Source organism: Synechocystis sp. FACHB-383, from assembly GCF_014698605.1.
Lineage (GTDB): Bacteria > Cyanobacteriota > Cyanobacteriia > Cyanobacteriales > Microcystaceae > Synechocystis > Synechocystis salina.
The window spans coordinates 11087-27205 of sequence record NZ_JACJTJ010000033.1 but is presented as its reverse complement, the minus strand read 5'-3'; the positions used below and the strand labels follow the sequence as shown (position 1 = coordinate 27205).

Here is a 16119-nt window from a genome sequence, read left to right as displayed (position 1 = left end):
TATCAGGCAAGTTGAGGTGGGGCATAGGGATTTTTGGCAATGGCATAAAATCAGCCCATTTACGGGCAGGTGCTTGCACCATCATTTCTGGACTAGGTTTTAATGGTCAGTGTTGACCATTGACCGATTACTGCCCACTGAACCCTAGACCGAAAATACAACCTTAATATCAAAGTTTTTATGAAAGCCCTCATCCTCTCCGGTGGCAAAGGAACCCGGTTGCGTCCCCTCACCTACACCGGGGCTAAGCAGTTGGTGCCCGTGGCCAACAAACCAATCCTCTGGTATGGCATTGAGGCGATCGCCAAAGCTGGCATTACCGACATTGGTATTATCATCAGCCCAGAAACGGGGGAGGAAATTAAAACTGTCACCGGCAACGGGGAAAATTTTGGTGCCCAGATTACCTACATTTTGCAATCAGAACCCCTGGGGTTGGCCCATGCAGTGAAAACGGCGGCGGATTTTCTGCAAACGTCTCCTTTTGTGATGTATTTAGGCGATAACCTAATTCAAGATGACCTAGAGCAATTCCTAGACCATTTCCAAGCAAAATCTCTCGATTCCTTGATTTTATTGCGGCGAGTGCCCAATCCCAGCGCCTTTGGGGTGGCCACCGTTGATGACCAAGGTAAGGTGCTGGCCCTGGTGGAAAAACCGGAGCATCCCCCCTCCAACTTGGCCCTAGTGGGACTTTACTTTTTTGCCCCCACCATTCACCAGGCGATCGCCAATATTGAACCCTCTGCCCGGGGAGAACTAGAAATTACCGATGCGATCCAATATCTTATCAGCCATGGTTATGGGGTGGAATCTCTGCAACTAGAAGGATGGTGGCTAGACACCGGCAAAAAGGATGATCTACTGGCGGCCAATCAAATTATCCTCGATAGCCTAGTGGAGAAAAATATCCAGGGCACCGTAGATGAGCAAAGCAAAATCTCCGGTCGGGTAACCATTGGCCCCCACAGTCAAATTATCAACAGCGTCATCCGTGGCCCGGTGGCGATCGGCTCAAACTGTCATTTAGAAAATTGTTTCATCGGTCCTTACAGCAGTATTGCCGACGGAGTTAAAATCAGGGAAGCAGATCTTGAACATAGTGTCGTGCTCCAGGGAGCCAGCATTGTGGCCATCCAACAAAGAATTGTGGATAGTGTCATCGGCAAAAATGCCAAGATTTTCCCCGCTCCCTGCCGTCCCCAAGCTTTACGTTTCCTGATTGGTAATGATTCGCAAGTGGAACTGATTGGACCCTCTTCCTACCCCCAAGACTAAAACTGCCCGGCAACCTAGACTAGTTTTGCTAGAATGGTGCCAACTCAAATCGCGGCGGATCTTGCCATGTAGATTACTAAATCAACCGGATAGGTGTTCCCTATGGTTCTGCTACCACCGTCCTCCGGGATTTGCATTAATCTAGAGTCTGTATTATAAAGACAACCGGGGGTTAATTTCTTAACCTTTCTTTACTTTAGACCTCTATCGATCTTTTCACCGTCCATCCACAGGAGTCCAACGCCCCTATGCCCGAGCTTGCTGTCCGCACCGAATTTGACTATTCCAGCGAAATCTACAAAGACGCCTACAGCCGCATCAACGCCATTGTCATTGAAGGCGAACAGGAAGCCTACAGCAACTATCTTCAGATGGCGGAACTCTTACCGGATGACAAGGACGATTTGGTCCGTTTAGCCAAAATGGAAAACCGTCACAAAAAAGGTTTCCAAGCCTGTGGCAACAACCTCAAAGTTAGCCCTGACATGCCCTATGCCCAGGAGTTCTTTGCCGGTCTCCATGGCAATTTCCAGCAAGCTTTTAGCGAAGGGAAAGTTGTTACCTGTTTGTTAATTCAAGCTTTAATTATCGAAGCTTTTGCCATCGCCGCCTACAACATTTACATCCCCGTGGCGGACGACTTTGCCCGGAAAATCACCGAAGGCGTGGTCAAGGACGAATACACCCACCTCAACTATGGCGAAGAGTGGTTAAAAGCCAACTTTGCCACCGCTAAAGAGGAACTGGAGCAGGCCAACAAGGAAAACCTACCCCTGGTGTGGAAAATGCTTAATCAAGTGCAGGGGGATGCCAAGGTATTGGGCATGGAAAAAGAAGCCTTAGTGGAAGATTTTATGATCAGCTACGGTGAAGCCCTCAGTAACATTGGCTTCAGCACTAGAGAAATTATGCGCATGTCCTCCTACGGTTTGGCCGGAGTCTAGTCCAGGTCGGCAATATCTCAAACTATTTCATTAGGCCCACAAATCCCGAGCTTCCTAGGATCTGTGGGTTTTTCCCCTATTTTTGGGTACTTTTAGGAAGCTGGGCCATGCCAACGGGAAGTTCGTCAAATTGTGCCATACTGTGTAAAGCTTTATGGCTATCGGAGTCGTTAACTGAGCGGAAAGCGATACCTTCCCCTATTTATTCTGACTATTATCAATGTTTGGTCTTATTGGTCATCTCACGAGTTTAGAACACGCCCAAGCGGTTGCCGAAGATTTAGGCTATCCTGAGTACGCCAACCAAGGCTTGGATTTTTGGTGTTCTGCTCCCCCCCAAGTAGTTGATAACTTTCAGGTGAAAAGTGTGACGGGGCAGGTAATTGAAGGCAAATATGTGGAGTCCTGCTTTTTGCCAGAAATGTTAACCCAACGGCGCATTAAGGCGGCCATTCGGAAAATTCTCAATGCCATGGCCCTGGCCCAAAAAGTTGGTTTGGATATTACGGCCCTGGGCGGTTTTTCTTCGATTGTATTTGAAGAATTTAACCTCAAGCAAAATAATCAAGTCCGCAATGTGGAATTAGATTTTCAGCGGTTCACCACTGGTAACACCCACACCGCCTATGTGATTTGCCGTCAGGTGGAAGCTGGCGCTAAACAGTTGGGTATTGATCTAAGTCAGGCCACAGTGGCGGTTTGTGGCGCAACGGGGGACATTGGTAGTGCAGTATGCCGGTGGTTGGATAGCAAACACCAAGTTAAAGAATTATTGTTAATTGCCCGTAACCGCCAGAGATTGGAAAATCTCCAAGAGGAATTGGGTAGGGGCAAAATTATGGATCTGGAAACAGCCCTGCCCCAGGCAGACGTTATTGTTTGGGTGGCTAGTATGCCCAAGGGGGTAGAAATTGCCGGGGAAATGTTGAAAAAGCCCTGTTTGATTGTGGATGGGGGCTATCCCAAAAATTTAGATACGCGGGTGAAGGCCGATGGGGTGCATATTCTCAAGGGGGGCATTGTGGAGCATTCCTTGGATATTACCTGGGAGATTATGAAGATTGTGGAGATGGATATTCCTTCCCGGCAGATGTTCGCCTGTTTTGCAGAGGCAATTTTATTGGAGTTTGAGGGCTGGCGCACTAATTTTTCCTGGGGCCGCAACCAAATTTCCGTCAATAAAATGGAGGCGATCGGGGAAGCTTCCGTCAAGCATGGCTTTTGCCCTTTGGTGGCCCTGTAGCTGGCAAGATGTTGAATTTTCCGGAGCTGGTTCCGGTTGACGAAGTTTGAAACAGTGGTTAATCTCCGTTCAAGCCCCTCAACAGCCTATAGGGAATGCCGCCAATTAACCCTAATGGGGCGCAATATCTGCTAAAAATCTCTCTTCTCTACTGGAATCTATTAAATCAGCAAAACCAAAGGATGCGTTCTTAATTCTGCTAGGCTAACCGAAAGATGGACTGTTTTGTGTCCAAACTTATAGCTAGTTAAAATAAAAATGAGATGATGTTACTTTCTATGAAGCTTGTGTCAAGAGCTCTTTAGTCTGTTACTCTGCCAGCACTCTTAATTAAATTAGCTATGAATCAAAGACTAATCTATCGCAGTCTAATACCGCTGGCGTCAGAGGGTCTGGCTCAGTTGGGATAGGCAATGGCCCATGAGAAAATAGACCACCAAAGTGGCCGCCGCCGCTGCTGCTACCAGAGTTCCAGCCAGCATCAAAGAAAACTCCTGCTCTTCGATCGCCTGTTGCATCAGGTGGAGCGACCAGGCCACCAAAGCCACATCAAAAATGAGAATGGGCACCAACATATGTAACAAAATGTAAACCTTTAAGTTACATTCTAATCTATTGGCCAGCCCTGGCAATCAAAAATCCAGTAATTTAAACTTTTCTGCGGTTTTGAGGCACTGCCCTGGCAGATTTTGTCCGTGCTTCTCTGAAACCTATTCACTTTTATCGATGCCGAAAAATTTTCGCCCTAGCTAGTGACCCCTAGTTTGCTCAAAGGCGATCGGACAACAAAAGCACTGGCCACTGGTCAGTCTGCCTCTTCCTGCAGAATCAGCCGCTCCTGAACTTTTCTCAGAGTACAAACTCGATTGGCAGGTAGACGGGGCAATGGTAATTCCAAATTGGGCCAAGATTCCACCTCAACACAAGGACAAAGACAACTGGGAATTTGGCTGCGGGATAGGGGCACGGGCAATGCACAACGGGCACAACTGATAATTTCCCAATCACCGCTGAGCAAGCTTTGCAGAGTTTGTTCCGTCCCTTCTAGGTAACAATCTTCCCGACTGGTAAGGATACGTTGCCAACAGTCTTCAAAGGCTCGGGAAAATCTTTGGCCAGCAAAAATGGGGCTAGGCAAAACCACCTCGTCACTTTTGGGAAAGATTACTCCCCGGCCAAGCTGAAACCAGTGACCTAAATAGTTTTTAACTTCAATGGCGTCTGCCATGTCGAATAATACTCCTGAAAAACCCAGAAGTTCCCTCCTGCTGTGCGGCTGGCTTCCATGTTAACGATTTCTGAGTGGGCACTAGCATTTGTTTACAACAACTTAATGATTGCTTCAGTTTTCAAAATCAATCCCTTGATGGCGGTAAGGGTTCTCCCCATTGGCACAGATCCACCGCATAACCCCCAGTTACTAGGTAAACTTGACTACACAATCCTCCCAATTGGCGAGTTAACGCCCCTAAACGGTCTCGAAAAATACGTCCCAGGGGGTAGGCCGGAATCACCCCCCACCCCGTTTCTTCGGCAACGAAAATAATGGTGATGGGGACATTTTGCAAATCTGCCACAAAAGTAATGAAGTCCATTTGCTTAGTCCGCCATTGCTCCGGGGACAACTCCAGGGTATTGGCTACCCAGCCCCCCAAGGAGTCCACTAAGGCACAACTTCCCGGCGGTAGGGTTGCTAAAGTATCGGTCAAATGCTGATCAACACAGACCGTTTGCCATTGGAGCGGACGGCGATCGCGGTGTTGTTGAATACGGTTTTGCCAGTCTGGGTCGGCGGCATTTTCTTTGCCAGTGGCAATGTAGATAACTGATGGATGGTTTTGGGCAAGATGCTCGGCCCATTCACTTTTACCTGAACGGCTGGGGCCGGTGACGAGGATAGGAAGGGCCATGGAAGTACGACAGGGGGGCGATCATAATTTTAGGGGACAGTAAAAAAACGTTTCAAGAAATTGCCCTGCCACTATAGGCTAGGATCTTTGAGTCCCGATTATCACCGACAGTGAATGTCCCCCCGCCAATTAAATTTTCTCAGTGCCTTTAGTCTCAGTGTGGCGATCGCCATTGTTTATCACCAAGCCTGGGGCATCGCATTGGCCCTACCTGTGCTACCCAGCGAGGGGATGGGAACAGGAACAATGGCCGCAAGTGCATCAATTAATCTTTTCCAGGCTTTTATATTGGGATTTATCCAGGGAGCAACGGAATTTCTCCCCATTAGTAGTACGGCACACCTAAAAGCGGTGCCCATGGCCTTGGGCTGGGGGGATCCGGGGGTGGCCTTCACCGCCATTATTCAGTTGGGCAGCATTGCGGCAGTACTGTGGTATTTTTGGGGAGATTTAACCGCCATCACCAAGGGCATTATCAAAGCAATTCAAACCCGCCAATACGACTCCCTCGAATTTAAATTGGGCTTAGGCATTGGTTTGGGCACCATTCCCATTGTGTTCTTTGGACTGTTAATGAAAGTGTTAGTCCCAGACCTGGACAATTCCCCTTTTCGTAGTTTGCCCACCATTGCCATCGCTTCCATTGTCATGGCATTGTTGCTGGCCCTGGCGGAAAAATTAGGTACCCACCGCCGCCCCTTTGAAAAATTACGCTGGCAGGATGGCCTAGTGATGGGCATAGCCCAGGCTTTAGCCTTGGTCCCCGGAGTATCTCGTTCTGGGTCAACATTAACGGCGGGTTTGTTTATTAACTTGGAACGGGCCGCCGCCGCCAGATTTTCCTTTCTGTTGGGCATTCCGGCCATTACCATTGCTGGTTTGGTGGAACTGAAAGGGGTAATGGATCAACATTTGGGTAACGATGCCATTCTGCCCCTTGTTGTTGGTACCATCTCCTCCGCTATTTTTTCCTACCTGGCGATCGCCTGGCTGATCAAATTTCTACAAAAACGCAGCACTTGGATTTTTGTTTGGTACCGTCTAATTTTCGGGATAGTTATTTTATTGACTTTGGCAATGGGAACCCGAGCGTAAATATCGATTGGCTTGGGGCAAATTGTAACGTAACAATGTACGATCTTGACGCTCTAATTCGTAAATGGGCAAATCTTCGATGGCATAGTCCAATGCTGCCATAACTTGTTGTCCTAAAGCCTTAGCCAACCAGGGAACGACGGAATTGCCAATTTCTCGAAAGCCATGCCAAATAGTATTATGGAACTGAAACCAATCGGGATAGGTATGGAGTCGAGCGGCTTCCCTAACAGTGATACATCGAGGCAAGGCGTAGTGTATTGGTCTCGGGGCGGTGTAAGCTCCCTTATCGCTGCCGGTTCCCGCCCTGAGGGTATTGCATAAACCGGTTTCTGATAGCCGCAGAAATCGGCTGGTTTTATCTACAGTTCCTGGCAAGGTATCAGCAAATCTTTTCATTGATTTTTCCGTATGGAGAGAACCAATATGGCCATAAACCAGATTATCAACCTGACGTTTATGACACAGAGAAAACACCCCATTGGGCTTGATAGCATAACTTTTTCTCAAGGCTGAATAATCCAGTAAATCTGCGGGAATGCCCCGATCTTCTCCAGTTAAATAGGGAGGATGGGGGGTGAGATCATCAATGGCTTCCCCACAGGAAAATAGGGGTTGGTGGTTTATAGTAGAGGGTGATTTTTGAGAGCTTTTACCTTGTTCTACTTCAGTCAAATCGAGATGGGAAGGCGGCGGATAGGTAGCAGGAGTTACATCCTTTCTAGAGCCGAGAATGATTAATCTTTTACGTTTTTGGGGAGCGCCGTAAAGGGACGCGTCTAGAACTAAAACTGGTTTTTCGATGTGGTAACCAATATTTTCAAATTCGCTCACTAACTCCTCTAAAAACTTTTTGTGTTGCCCCGATTGGATACCTGGAACATTTTCAAATAAAAAATACTTGGGCTTAATTGCCCGAATTATGCGCACATATTCAAACACCAAGGAATTACGGGGGTCATCCAACTGTCTTTTGCCCATCAAGGAAAAACCCTGGCAGGGAGGCCCCCCAGCAATTAGGTCTATGTTCTCTGAATAACCATGGCTGTCCACCTCTCGAAGAATTTCCTCGGCAGTTACCTGGGCAATATCCCGGCAAATGGTGGCCCCATAGGAAAAATTATGATGATGAACTAAGCAATGTACAGCGTCAACTTCCACTGCGGCAGCAATGTCAAATCCAGCGGCTTCTAAACCCAAGGACATGCCACCACAGCCCGCAAACAAGTCGATGGCAATGGGTCTGGCCATGGTTTTTCCGGTTTGTTACTAGCGGCTCAATTATCTTTAGCTGGCCGCAGTTAGCTAGTTCAGCTATGCATTCTTAAACGTTGCCATTACTCCCACTCGATGGTGCCAGGGGGCTTGGAGGTGATGTCATAAACCACCCGGTTTACCCCCTTAACTTCGTTGACAATGCGGTTGGAAATAGCTTCGAGGATGTCGTAGGGGACCCTAGCCCAATCGGCGGTCATGCCGTCTTCACTGGTGATGAAGCGCAACACAACGGGGTGGGCATAGGTGCGTTTGTCCCCCATTACGCCCACGCTACGGATGGGCAGCAGTACGGCAAAGGCCTGCCAATAGTCGTGGTAAATGCCCCGTTTGGAAATTTCATCCCGCACAATGAAATCCACATCCCGGAGAATGTTTAACCTTTCTGAGGTAACTTCCCCAATAATACGAATGGCTAGGCCCGGGCCTGGGAAGGGATGGCGGCGGACAATTTCTTCCGGCAGACCAATGGAGCGACCTAGTTTACGGACTTCATCTTTAAAAAGTTTGCGGAGGGGTTCCACTAGCTTAAAGCGGAGATTTTTCGGTAGACCACCGACGTTATGGTGACTTTTGATTTTTACTGCCACCCGTTCGCCGGTTTTGGGGTCAACATTGCTGTCGGCGGACTCAATCACGTCGGGGTAGAGGGTACCTTGGGCTAGGTAATCGAAGGGGCCAAGGCGTTGGGATTCTTCTTCAAACACCTGAATGAATTCGTGGCCAATCAGACGACGTTTTTCCTCCGGATCGGTTACTCCTTCTAACTGTTTGAGGAAACGATCCCGGGCATTAACGTATTGGACAGGAATATGAAATTGATGATCAAACAGTTCCACCAACCGTTCCGGTTCCCCTTTACGCATGAAGCCCTGGTCAATGAACATACAGGTGAGGTTGTCCCCGATCGCCCGATGGAGCAGAAAGGCCAAGGTTGAGGAATCCACCCCACCGGATAGGGCCAACAATACTCGGCGATCGCCTACTTGGTTCCGCACTTCCCGAATGGATTCTTCGATGAAAGCGTCGGTGGTCCAGGTGGGGTCGCAGTGGCAAATGTGATAAACAAAGTTGCGGATCAGGGCAATGCCCCCCACGGAATGGACAACTTCGGGATGGAACTGCACTCCAAATAGGGCCCTTTGGTGATCGGCGATCGCCGCACAGGGAGTGTTATCGGTGTGGGCTAATACCTCAAAGCCCAAGGGTAGATCCACACAGGAATCCCCATGGCTCATCCACATAGTACTACCGTTTTCTACATTGGTAAGCAGGTCGGTGGGGTCATCAATGTGCAAACTCGCCTTGCCATACTCCCCCCGTTTGGCCCGTTCCACCCGGCCGCCTAGTTGTTTGACCATCAGTTGCATGCCGTAGCAGACCCCCAACACGGGAACGCCCAACTGAAAAATTTCTGGGTCACACTCGGGAGCCCCCTGGTCATAGACGGAATTGGGACCACCGGAAAGGATGATGCCCTTGGGTTTAATTTCCCGCAACTGCGCCGCTGTGGTGCGATAGGACAAAACTTCCGAGTAAACCTCGGTTTCCCGGATGCGTCGGGCAATTAGTTCCGAATATTGGGAACCAAAGTCTAAAATGATGATGATCTGCCCCTTGAGGCGATCGGAAACGCGGTCCAGCAGAGGATGGTCGCTTACAACGGGGGGAATGGGGATTTGGGTAGTCACGGCGATCGGCAGTCAGGAATTTATACTGGAGGTGAGGGCGAATCCCCAGGCAAACCTCAGAAAGACTAGATTCGTGGTGTTGTTTCCGGGTCTAACTGACGGCAAGGCCATGGTCGTCAACAATCCCCGTATTCTACCCCAATACCTGAAACCCAGAATAACCCACCGCAAATCTGCGCTAAGATGGGGGCGGAAAATTGCAGAAGTTCTTCTCAAAAATTCCCTGGAGAGGTGGCAGAGCGGTTGAATGCGGCAGACTCGAAATCTGTTTTGGGGCAACTCAACGGGGGTTCGAATCCCCCCCTCTCCGTATCAGGATTAAACCGGCAAAACTAACAGTTGATTTGAGGGCTGGTCAGGGTTGGACAAAACTGTTTCCCCAGCCCCTAGCCTGCCCCTGAGATTTACCATTACTGAAATTTACCTAAATTTTTCTTGACATAATGGTGAGAGATACATTAGGAAAGGGCTTGTCGGCGAAACTATTCCGCTGTTAAGTTTGTCTTTTTTAACCAGATTCGGTCTCCCCGTGCCCAGCAATTACCGTGTTTAAATCCTTTTCCCGCAAGCTTAAGCGTTCCACTGTCGACTTTCTCCACCAGTTAGCTAACACATTGGAAGTGGAGGAAGAGGGCAAGTCTTCGGCCAAGGCAGGGGAATTTCCCAATGGGCCAGATTCTTCTCCCCAGGGGGAGGCGATCGCCGAGTTATCGGAGGACTTATCTGGGCCGGCGGCCAACTTAGCGAAGCCAGAACTAGACCCGGGCCATGGCAGGGAAATGGTGACCGCCATCAATATTCAAAATGTTCGGAATGGGGCCTCAACCCCGGAAGAAATTACCGCCGTTGAATCAGGTCAAGGCAACGGCAATAGCCATGTTGCGGTGGTGCCTCCCAGTGTTTCCCCATCGGTAGATGTCACCCCTTCATCCTCTTTGGACCGGAGTAACCGGCGGCGGCGCCGAAGAAGAAGGAGTAAAGAAAATAGGGCTTCTTCCAAAGCGCCCCTGGCCCTAACTACTGGTCTGAAAACCCTGGGGCGATCGGTGTCCCGGTTTACCCAACAACCCCGATTTTGGTTTGTGTTTGGTTTTGGCTTGGGGGCCGGGGTCGGTACCTCTGCCTTGGCCTGGGGCTTTTACCAGTTGGAGACCATGACCCAAGTGGCGATCGCCGATGTGGTGACCTATGCTCCTCCGGGCACCATGACTATCAAAGCGGCCAATGGTGCCACTCTCCAGGAAATTGGCAACGTTAGCCACGATACGGTGACTATGGGTAAAATCCCCCCCCTCATTGAGCAGTCCTTCATCGCCAGTGAAGATAGTCGCTTTCGGGAACACCGGGGTATCGATCCCCAGGGCATTATCCGGGCATCCCTGTCCAATGTTCAATCCGGGGACGTGGTACAGGGGGGCAGTACCATTACTCAACAGTTGGCCCGGTTAGTGTTTCTGAATCAGGATCGCACCCTAGCCAGGAAGTTGAAGGAAGTGCGACTGGCCCAAAAAATTGAGACTGCCCTGCCCAAGGATCAAATTCTGGAACGCTATCTAAATTTAATTTATCTAGGTTCTGGAGCTTACGGGGTGGCGGATGCGGCCCACGCCTACTTCAGTAAGACCCCAGAGGAGTTGACATTAGGGGAAGCGGCCACCTTAGCAGGGGTGGTGCCGGCCCCCAGTGTTTATTCCCCCCGACAGAATTTAGAGTTGGCTACCCGTCGCCGTAATGAAGTGCTGAACCGTATGGCAGAGGTGGGCTTTATTACCTCCGCAGAAGCCCAGGCGGCGATCGCCGAGCCCTTGAAAATAAATCCCAGTCCTTTGAAGCGGTTTAATCGAGAAGCGGAATTTTTCACCGACTACATTTTGGATGAGTTGCGGGCTAAATTGCCGGAGGAGGAACTCCAACAGGGGGGGTTAACGGTGAACACAACCCTTAATAACCAATGGCAAGAGGAGGCTCAAACCATTCTCACCAATGCAGTGAAGAAATATGGCCGCTGGCAACGGTTTTCCGAAGGGGCGATGGTAGCCATGGATCCCCGCACCGGGGCGATCAAAATGATGGTGGGGGGCAAGGATTACCAAGGCAGTCAATTTAACCGGGTGACCCAGGCCAAACGGCAACCAGGTTCTACTTTTAAGCCCATTCTCTACGGAGCGGCGATCGCCTCTGGTATTTCCCCCAACAAAAGCTATCCCAACGTGCCCATTGACATTGGCGGTTACCAACCAGCTAACTACGGTGATAGTTACAGCGGCGGCAACATGTCTTTGCGGGATGCCCTGACCAGTTCCGTGAACGTAGTGGCGGTTCGTTTACTGCTGGATGTGGGTTGGAATCCGGTCATTAACCTAGCCAGGCAAATGGGCATTAGTTCCAAACTAGAACCCACCTATTCCCTTGCCCTCGGGGCCTGGGAAATGACCCCTCTAGAAATGACCAGTGCCTACGGAACCTTTGCCAATAAGGGTATCCATGTGCAACCCTACGCCATCCAAAATGTGGTCAACACCAAAGGGGAAGTAATTTACAAAGCTGAGCACAAACAAACCAAAGCCCTTGACCCGGACAGCAATGCCATTATGACTTCCATGATGCGCAGTGTGGTCACCTCCGGCACCGGTCGTCCAGCCGGACTAGGCGATCGCCAGGTGGCAGGTAAAACGGGGACATCGGACGAAGCCAAGGACCTGTGGTTTATCGGTTACATTCCCCAACTGGTGACGGGGGTATGGTTGGGTAACGATAACAGCCGCCCCACCAATGGGGCCAGCACCACTGCGGCCATGGTTTGGGGACAGTTTATGCGGGATGTCACCAAAGGAATACCCGTTGAATCCTTCCCTGCCATGCCCAAAAATCCGGACCAGCGCAAACCCAGTATCAAAGCTGAGCCCATTAAGCGTCGGGTGAAAGTCCTCGCGCCTCCCAGCTCCCCGGAAACGGACAGCCAAACCACCACGGATCGACCCCGTCGTCGTCGCCGTACCCAGACCGACGCGGCCCGCCCCAGCAACACCCAAACCGCTAGGACCACTGCCCCAGCTCCAGCTTCTGCGCCCTCTGCTCCGCCCAGGACAGTCAGTGCCCCGGCCCCGGCTTCCGCACCGTCCACTCCCTCTGCCGATGCCGGATTGCCCGCTCCCCCTTCGGCCCGTAAATCAGAGTAAATGGGTCAGCGATAAAGCCAGAGGGGTTGACCACTGGTGGATAGCTCAAATTCGCACCACTTTAACGTTTCCTTCAAACCGAGGTTATCGGCCATGGTCTGTAGTTGACTGTCGCCACTGGTGAGTCTTTTGACGAAAGGTTTTGGGTCTTCAATGGTATCCAGTTCTGCTTTGTCTGGATCCAAGCCCGCCAAGGTCGCGGCCCATTGCCTGGCCTCTTCCTCTGTACCTAGGCGATCGACTAAACCCAATTCCAGGGCCTGTTGCCCGGTAAAAATTCGTCCATCGGCAAATTCTTTAACTTTTTCCACAGCCAAATTACGCCCCGCTGCCACCGTGGAGACAAATTGCCCATAGCTGTCGTCAATTAAAGCTTGCAAAATATTCTGTTCCTCCGGCAGCAATTCCCGGTCGAAGGACAAAATGTCTTTGTAGGGCCCCGATTTAATTACCTTAAAAGAAACCCCCACTTTTTCTAGCAATCTTTCCAGGTTATTGCCCCGTAAAATGACGCCAATACTGCCGGTGATGGTACCAGCATTGGCCATGATGTGGGGACAACCCATGGCGACATATACCCCCCCTGAAGCGGAAATATTACCAAAACTGGCCACAACTTTGATTTTTTCGCTTAATTGCTTTAATTTGGTGTAAATTTCCTGGGAATCCACTATTGTGCCCCCAGGGGAGTCGATCCGGACTAATAGGGCGGGATATTTTTTTTCTTCCACCGTTTTGAGAGCCTTCAACACTGCTTTGCGGGTTCCACCGGCGATCGCCCCGGTCACTTCAATGCGGGCAATCTTTTTACGGGTGCTGGTTTTGAAGGGCCAAATCATAGATTTTAGTAACAAAAAGAGATGACAAAACAGTTAATCAACGGGCAACCATTCTAACAAACAAAGGCTGGGACAATGGAATTTACTGATGTACCTATGGTTAGGTCAGTATTTCTCCCCCCAATAACTTTTCATATCTCTGGGCTAATTTAGTTTTTAAATCGGGATACTGGGCTAGGGAAGGATCTTCGGCAATTAATTGTTCTGCTGCTTGTCTGGCCAGCAATAAAACATCCTGGTCTTCCACTAAACTAGCCAGGGCAAAATCCGGTAATCCCGACTGCTTGGTGCCTAAAAATTCCCCTGGTCCCCGCAGACGTAAATCCATTTCCGCAATGAAAAAACCATCCTGAGACTGTTCCATTACCCCTAATCTTTGCCGGGCATCAGCACTTTTGCTATTGGTCACCAATAAACAATAGGACCGGTGACTTCCCCTCCCTACCCGACCCCGTAATTGGTGTAGTTGGGAAAGCCCAAAACGTTCAGCATTTTCAATTACCATTACGGTGGCATTGGGCACATCTACCCCTACTTCAATCACTGTGGTGGAAACAATAATTTCCGTTACTTTTTCTCGAAAAGCTTGCAATACAGCCTCTTTTTCTGTGCTTTTCAATCGACCATGTAAAAGGCCGATGTTAAAGTTGGGAAAAATTTTTTCACTTAAATGTTTATGCTCTTCCACCGCTGCTTTGATGTCTAACTTTTCCGATTGCTCGATCGCCGGAAAAATAATATAAACCTGACGACCCTGGGCTACCTCCCGTCGAATTAATTCGTACATTTGGGGCCGTTCTTTGGTGGTGATCACACTGGTGTGAATGGGCTGGCGACCGGGGGGCAATTCATCAATTTGGCTCACTTCCAAATCCCCATGGAGTGTCAAAGCAAGGGTGCGGGGAATGGGGGTGGCAGTCATGCTCAGTACGTGGGGGGCATTGCCTTTGGCCAATAGTTTAGCCCGTTGTTGCACTCCAAAGCGATGCTGCTCATCAATGACCACCAAACCCAACCGTTGAAAATTGACCGGCTCTTGAATAAGGGCATGGGTCCCTACGAGCAAGGGTAATTGACCTGTGGCTAAATGGGTATGAATTTCCCTTCTTTTCGCAGTTTTGGTAGATCCTGTTAACAATTCCACTGGCAAATGGAGCAAATTAAACCAACTCACCAATTTTTGATAATGCTGTTCCGCCAACACCTCCGTCGGTGCCATTAATGCCGCTTGGTAACCCCCTTGGAGAGCGGCTAAAATTGCAAAAATCCCCACCACGGTTTTGCCCGATCCCACATCTCCCTGGACAAGGCGATTCATGGGGCTAGATTGATTTAAATCCTCTAGAATTTCGTTGACTACCCGTTGTTGAGCTTGGGTTAAACGGAAGGGCAGTAAATCACTAAATCTTTCTAACAATTCACCGCTGGGGGTGAAAATAGCGCTTTTTTGTTGTTGTTTTTGCTCGTAACCTCTCTGTAGAAACCCTAACTGTAAATAGAAAAATTCATCAAACACTAATCGCCTTCTTGCTAAACTTAACTGCTCCCCATTGTCGGGAAAATGGATTTGGGTAATGGCAGTTTTTAAATCAATTAATTCATATTTTGCTCGGATGTCCTGGGGTAGAGGATCGGACAATTGGGCGATCGCCGGTTGACAAGCTAAAACCAATTTCCGTAAAAAATCCGCTGTTAGGCCTTCGGTGAGGGGATAAACGGGTAACACCCGACCCACTTTAAAAGAGTCAATGCTAGGACTATGGCGATCGAGCACCTCAATTTCCGGATTATCCAGGGTCAGACCAAATTTATTGGCTTTGACCAAACCAGAAGCGGCCACAACGGCATGGGGGGGGTAAAGTTTTTTAAGGGTTTCCTGCCAAGCTCGATGGGCAAAACGTCTGCCAGCGTAGAAACGGGATAGTTTGATGCGCCCCGTCTGATCCCGCAACTGGATTTGCAGAATAGTTAAATTCTGATTTTTGGGACTGGTAAAACAAGTGCAATTCACCACTCGCCCCACAATGGTTACCGTTTCCCCCGCTGTTAATTCAGCAATGGTTACCTGTTGGGCATAGTCCAAATAATCCCTGGGGAAATAAAACAGCAAATCTTCGGCCGTGGCCAAACCCAGGCCGTTCAGCAGTTTAGTTTGATGTTGGCTCTGGGAAAGTACCGTTGCTAAGGGAGTGTGGAGTTCAACCCGACTTGATTGAGAGCGACGGGACTCAGAAACCCGGGGACGATTGACCAGGGCTGGGGGAGCTGTTTTCCCAACCGCATCCACAGGAGGAGATTCCAAACTGCGGCGCAATTGATGCAAAAAACGACGGGTACTGGCCACTAAACTCTTTCTTTCCGCCTGCTCCAGTTGATCGTACTGGGCAAACCTTTGGGCAAACTCTCGCCACTTTTGGCGATCAACCGGGGGAGTACCAGGGGGGGGAGGACTGCCAAAACTCAAACAAAGGAAGTCTCCAAAGCGGTGCTGTTTACCCTGCAAATTCTGAAAGCCCCGCTCCACTTCTACGGTCAAAGCCTTCTGTAAACGAGGCCAATTAACGGACACAGATACCTCAACTAAGTTGCTTTGTTTAATTCTTTCACCGTACAGTATAGTTTCTAACTCAACCTGAAACCTGTGAGTTGCAGACTTTCCATCTGT

12 protein-coding genes and 1 tRNA gene are annotated in these 16119 nt (G+C 49.6%); 6 read left to right on the top strand and 7 right to left on the bottom strand.

The window, feature by feature from the left end; genetic code table 11:
* The first annotated feature begins 180 nt into the window (after window positions 1-180).
* The 3 genes from H6G45_RS09755 to H6G45_RS09745 all read left to right on the top strand — a co-directional run bounded on the left by H6G45_RS09755 (window position 181) and on the right by H6G45_RS09745 (window position 3465).
* Window positions 181-1278, top strand: coding sequence for a glucose-1-phosphate thymidylyltransferase (locus H6G45_RS09755; RefSeq protein WP_190598254.1), 1098 nt, complete (start codon window positions 181-183; stop codon window positions 1276-1278).
* 248 nt (window positions 1279-1526) lie between these two features.
* Window positions 1527-2222: an aldehyde oxygenase (deformylating) gene (locus H6G45_RS09750; protein WP_190598253.1), complete on the top strand. Its 696-nt coding sequence runs from the start codon at window positions 1527-1529 to the stop codon at window positions 2220-2222.
* 220 nt (window positions 2223-2442) lie between these two features.
* Window positions 2443-3465, top strand: a complete 1023-nt coding sequence (locus tag H6G45_RS09745) for a long-chain acyl-[acyl-carrier-protein] reductase (RefSeq protein WP_190598252.1) — start codon at window positions 2443-2445, stop codon at window positions 3463-3465.
* 383 nt (window positions 3466-3848) lie between these two features.
* Here the strand turns inward: H6G45_RS09745 and H6G45_RS09740 are convergent, their stop codons facing one another.
* The 3 genes from H6G45_RS09740 to cobU all read right to left on the bottom strand — a co-directional run bounded on the left by H6G45_RS09740 (window position 3849) and on the right by cobU (window position 5375).
* The gene (locus H6G45_RS09740; RefSeq protein ID WP_010873442.1) at window positions 3849-4040 is read right to left on the bottom strand and encodes a hypothetical protein; all 192 of its coding nucleotides are present in this window, start codon (window positions 4038-4040) and stop codon (window positions 3849-3851) included.
* Between the two features lie 230 nt (window positions 4041-4270).
* Window positions 4271-4693, bottom strand: a complete 423-nt coding sequence (locus tag H6G45_RS09735) for a hypothetical protein (protein WP_190598251.1) — start codon at window positions 4691-4693, stop codon at window positions 4271-4273.
* Window positions 4694-4820: 127 nt separating this feature from the next.
* On the bottom strand, window positions 4821-5375 hold the full coding sequence (cobU, locus tag H6G45_RS09730) for a bifunctional adenosylcobinamide kinase/adenosylcobinamide-phosphate guanylyltransferase (RefSeq protein WP_190598250.1): 555 nt from the start codon (window positions 5373-5375) through the stop codon (window positions 4821-4823).
* Window positions 5376-5489: 114 nt separating this feature from the next.
* Between cobU and H6G45_RS09725 the strand changes: the two genes are divergently transcribed.
* Window positions 5490-6470, top strand: coding sequence for an undecaprenyl-diphosphate phosphatase (locus H6G45_RS09725; protein ID WP_190598249.1), 981 nt, complete (start codon window positions 5490-5492; stop codon window positions 6468-6470).
* Here H6G45_RS09725 and H6G45_RS09720 read toward each other — a convergent pair.
* Window positions 6438-7721, bottom strand: coding sequence for a DNA cytosine methyltransferase (locus H6G45_RS09720; protein ID WP_190598248.1), 1284 nt, complete (start codon window positions 7719-7721; stop codon window positions 6438-6440). The genes H6G45_RS09725 and H6G45_RS09720 overlap by 33 nt on opposite strands.
* A gap of 86 nt (window positions 7722-7807) precedes the next feature.
* Entirely contained in the window at window positions 7808-9436 is a 1629-nt protein-coding gene (gene guaA, locus H6G45_RS09715) for a glutamine-hydrolyzing GMP synthase (RefSeq protein ID WP_190598247.1), read from the bottom strand.
* A 225-nt stretch (window positions 9437-9661) separates the two neighbouring features.
* On the opposite strand from guaA, the gene H6G45_RS09710 reads away from it, so the two are divergent.
* Both H6G45_RS09710 and H6G45_RS09705 read left to right on the top strand, forming a co-directional pair.
* A tRNA-Ser gene (locus H6G45_RS09710) sits at window positions 9662-9746 on the top strand.
* A gap of 235 nt (window positions 9747-9981) precedes the next feature.
* Window positions 9982-12615: a PBP1A family penicillin-binding protein gene (locus tag H6G45_RS09705; protein WP_190598246.1), complete on the top strand. Its 2634-nt coding sequence runs from the start codon at window positions 9982-9984 to the stop codon at window positions 12613-12615.
* A gap of 5 nt (window positions 12616-12620) precedes the next feature.
* Here H6G45_RS09705 and sppA read toward each other — a convergent pair whose 3' ends face one another.
* Window positions 12621-13454 (bottom strand): signal peptide peptidase SppA, encoded by an 834-nt coding sequence (gene sppA, locus H6G45_RS09700; protein WP_190598245.1) that lies wholly within the window; start codon window positions 13452-13454, stop codon window positions 12621-12623.
* A gap of 100 nt (window positions 13455-13554) precedes the next feature.
* The gene (gene recG, locus H6G45_RS09695; protein ID WP_190598289.1) at window positions 13555-16053 is read right to left on the bottom strand and encodes an ATP-dependent DNA helicase RecG; all 2499 of its coding nucleotides are present in this window, start codon (window positions 16051-16053) and stop codon (window positions 13555-13557) included.
* Between the last annotated feature and the right edge of the window lie 66 nt (window positions 16054-16119).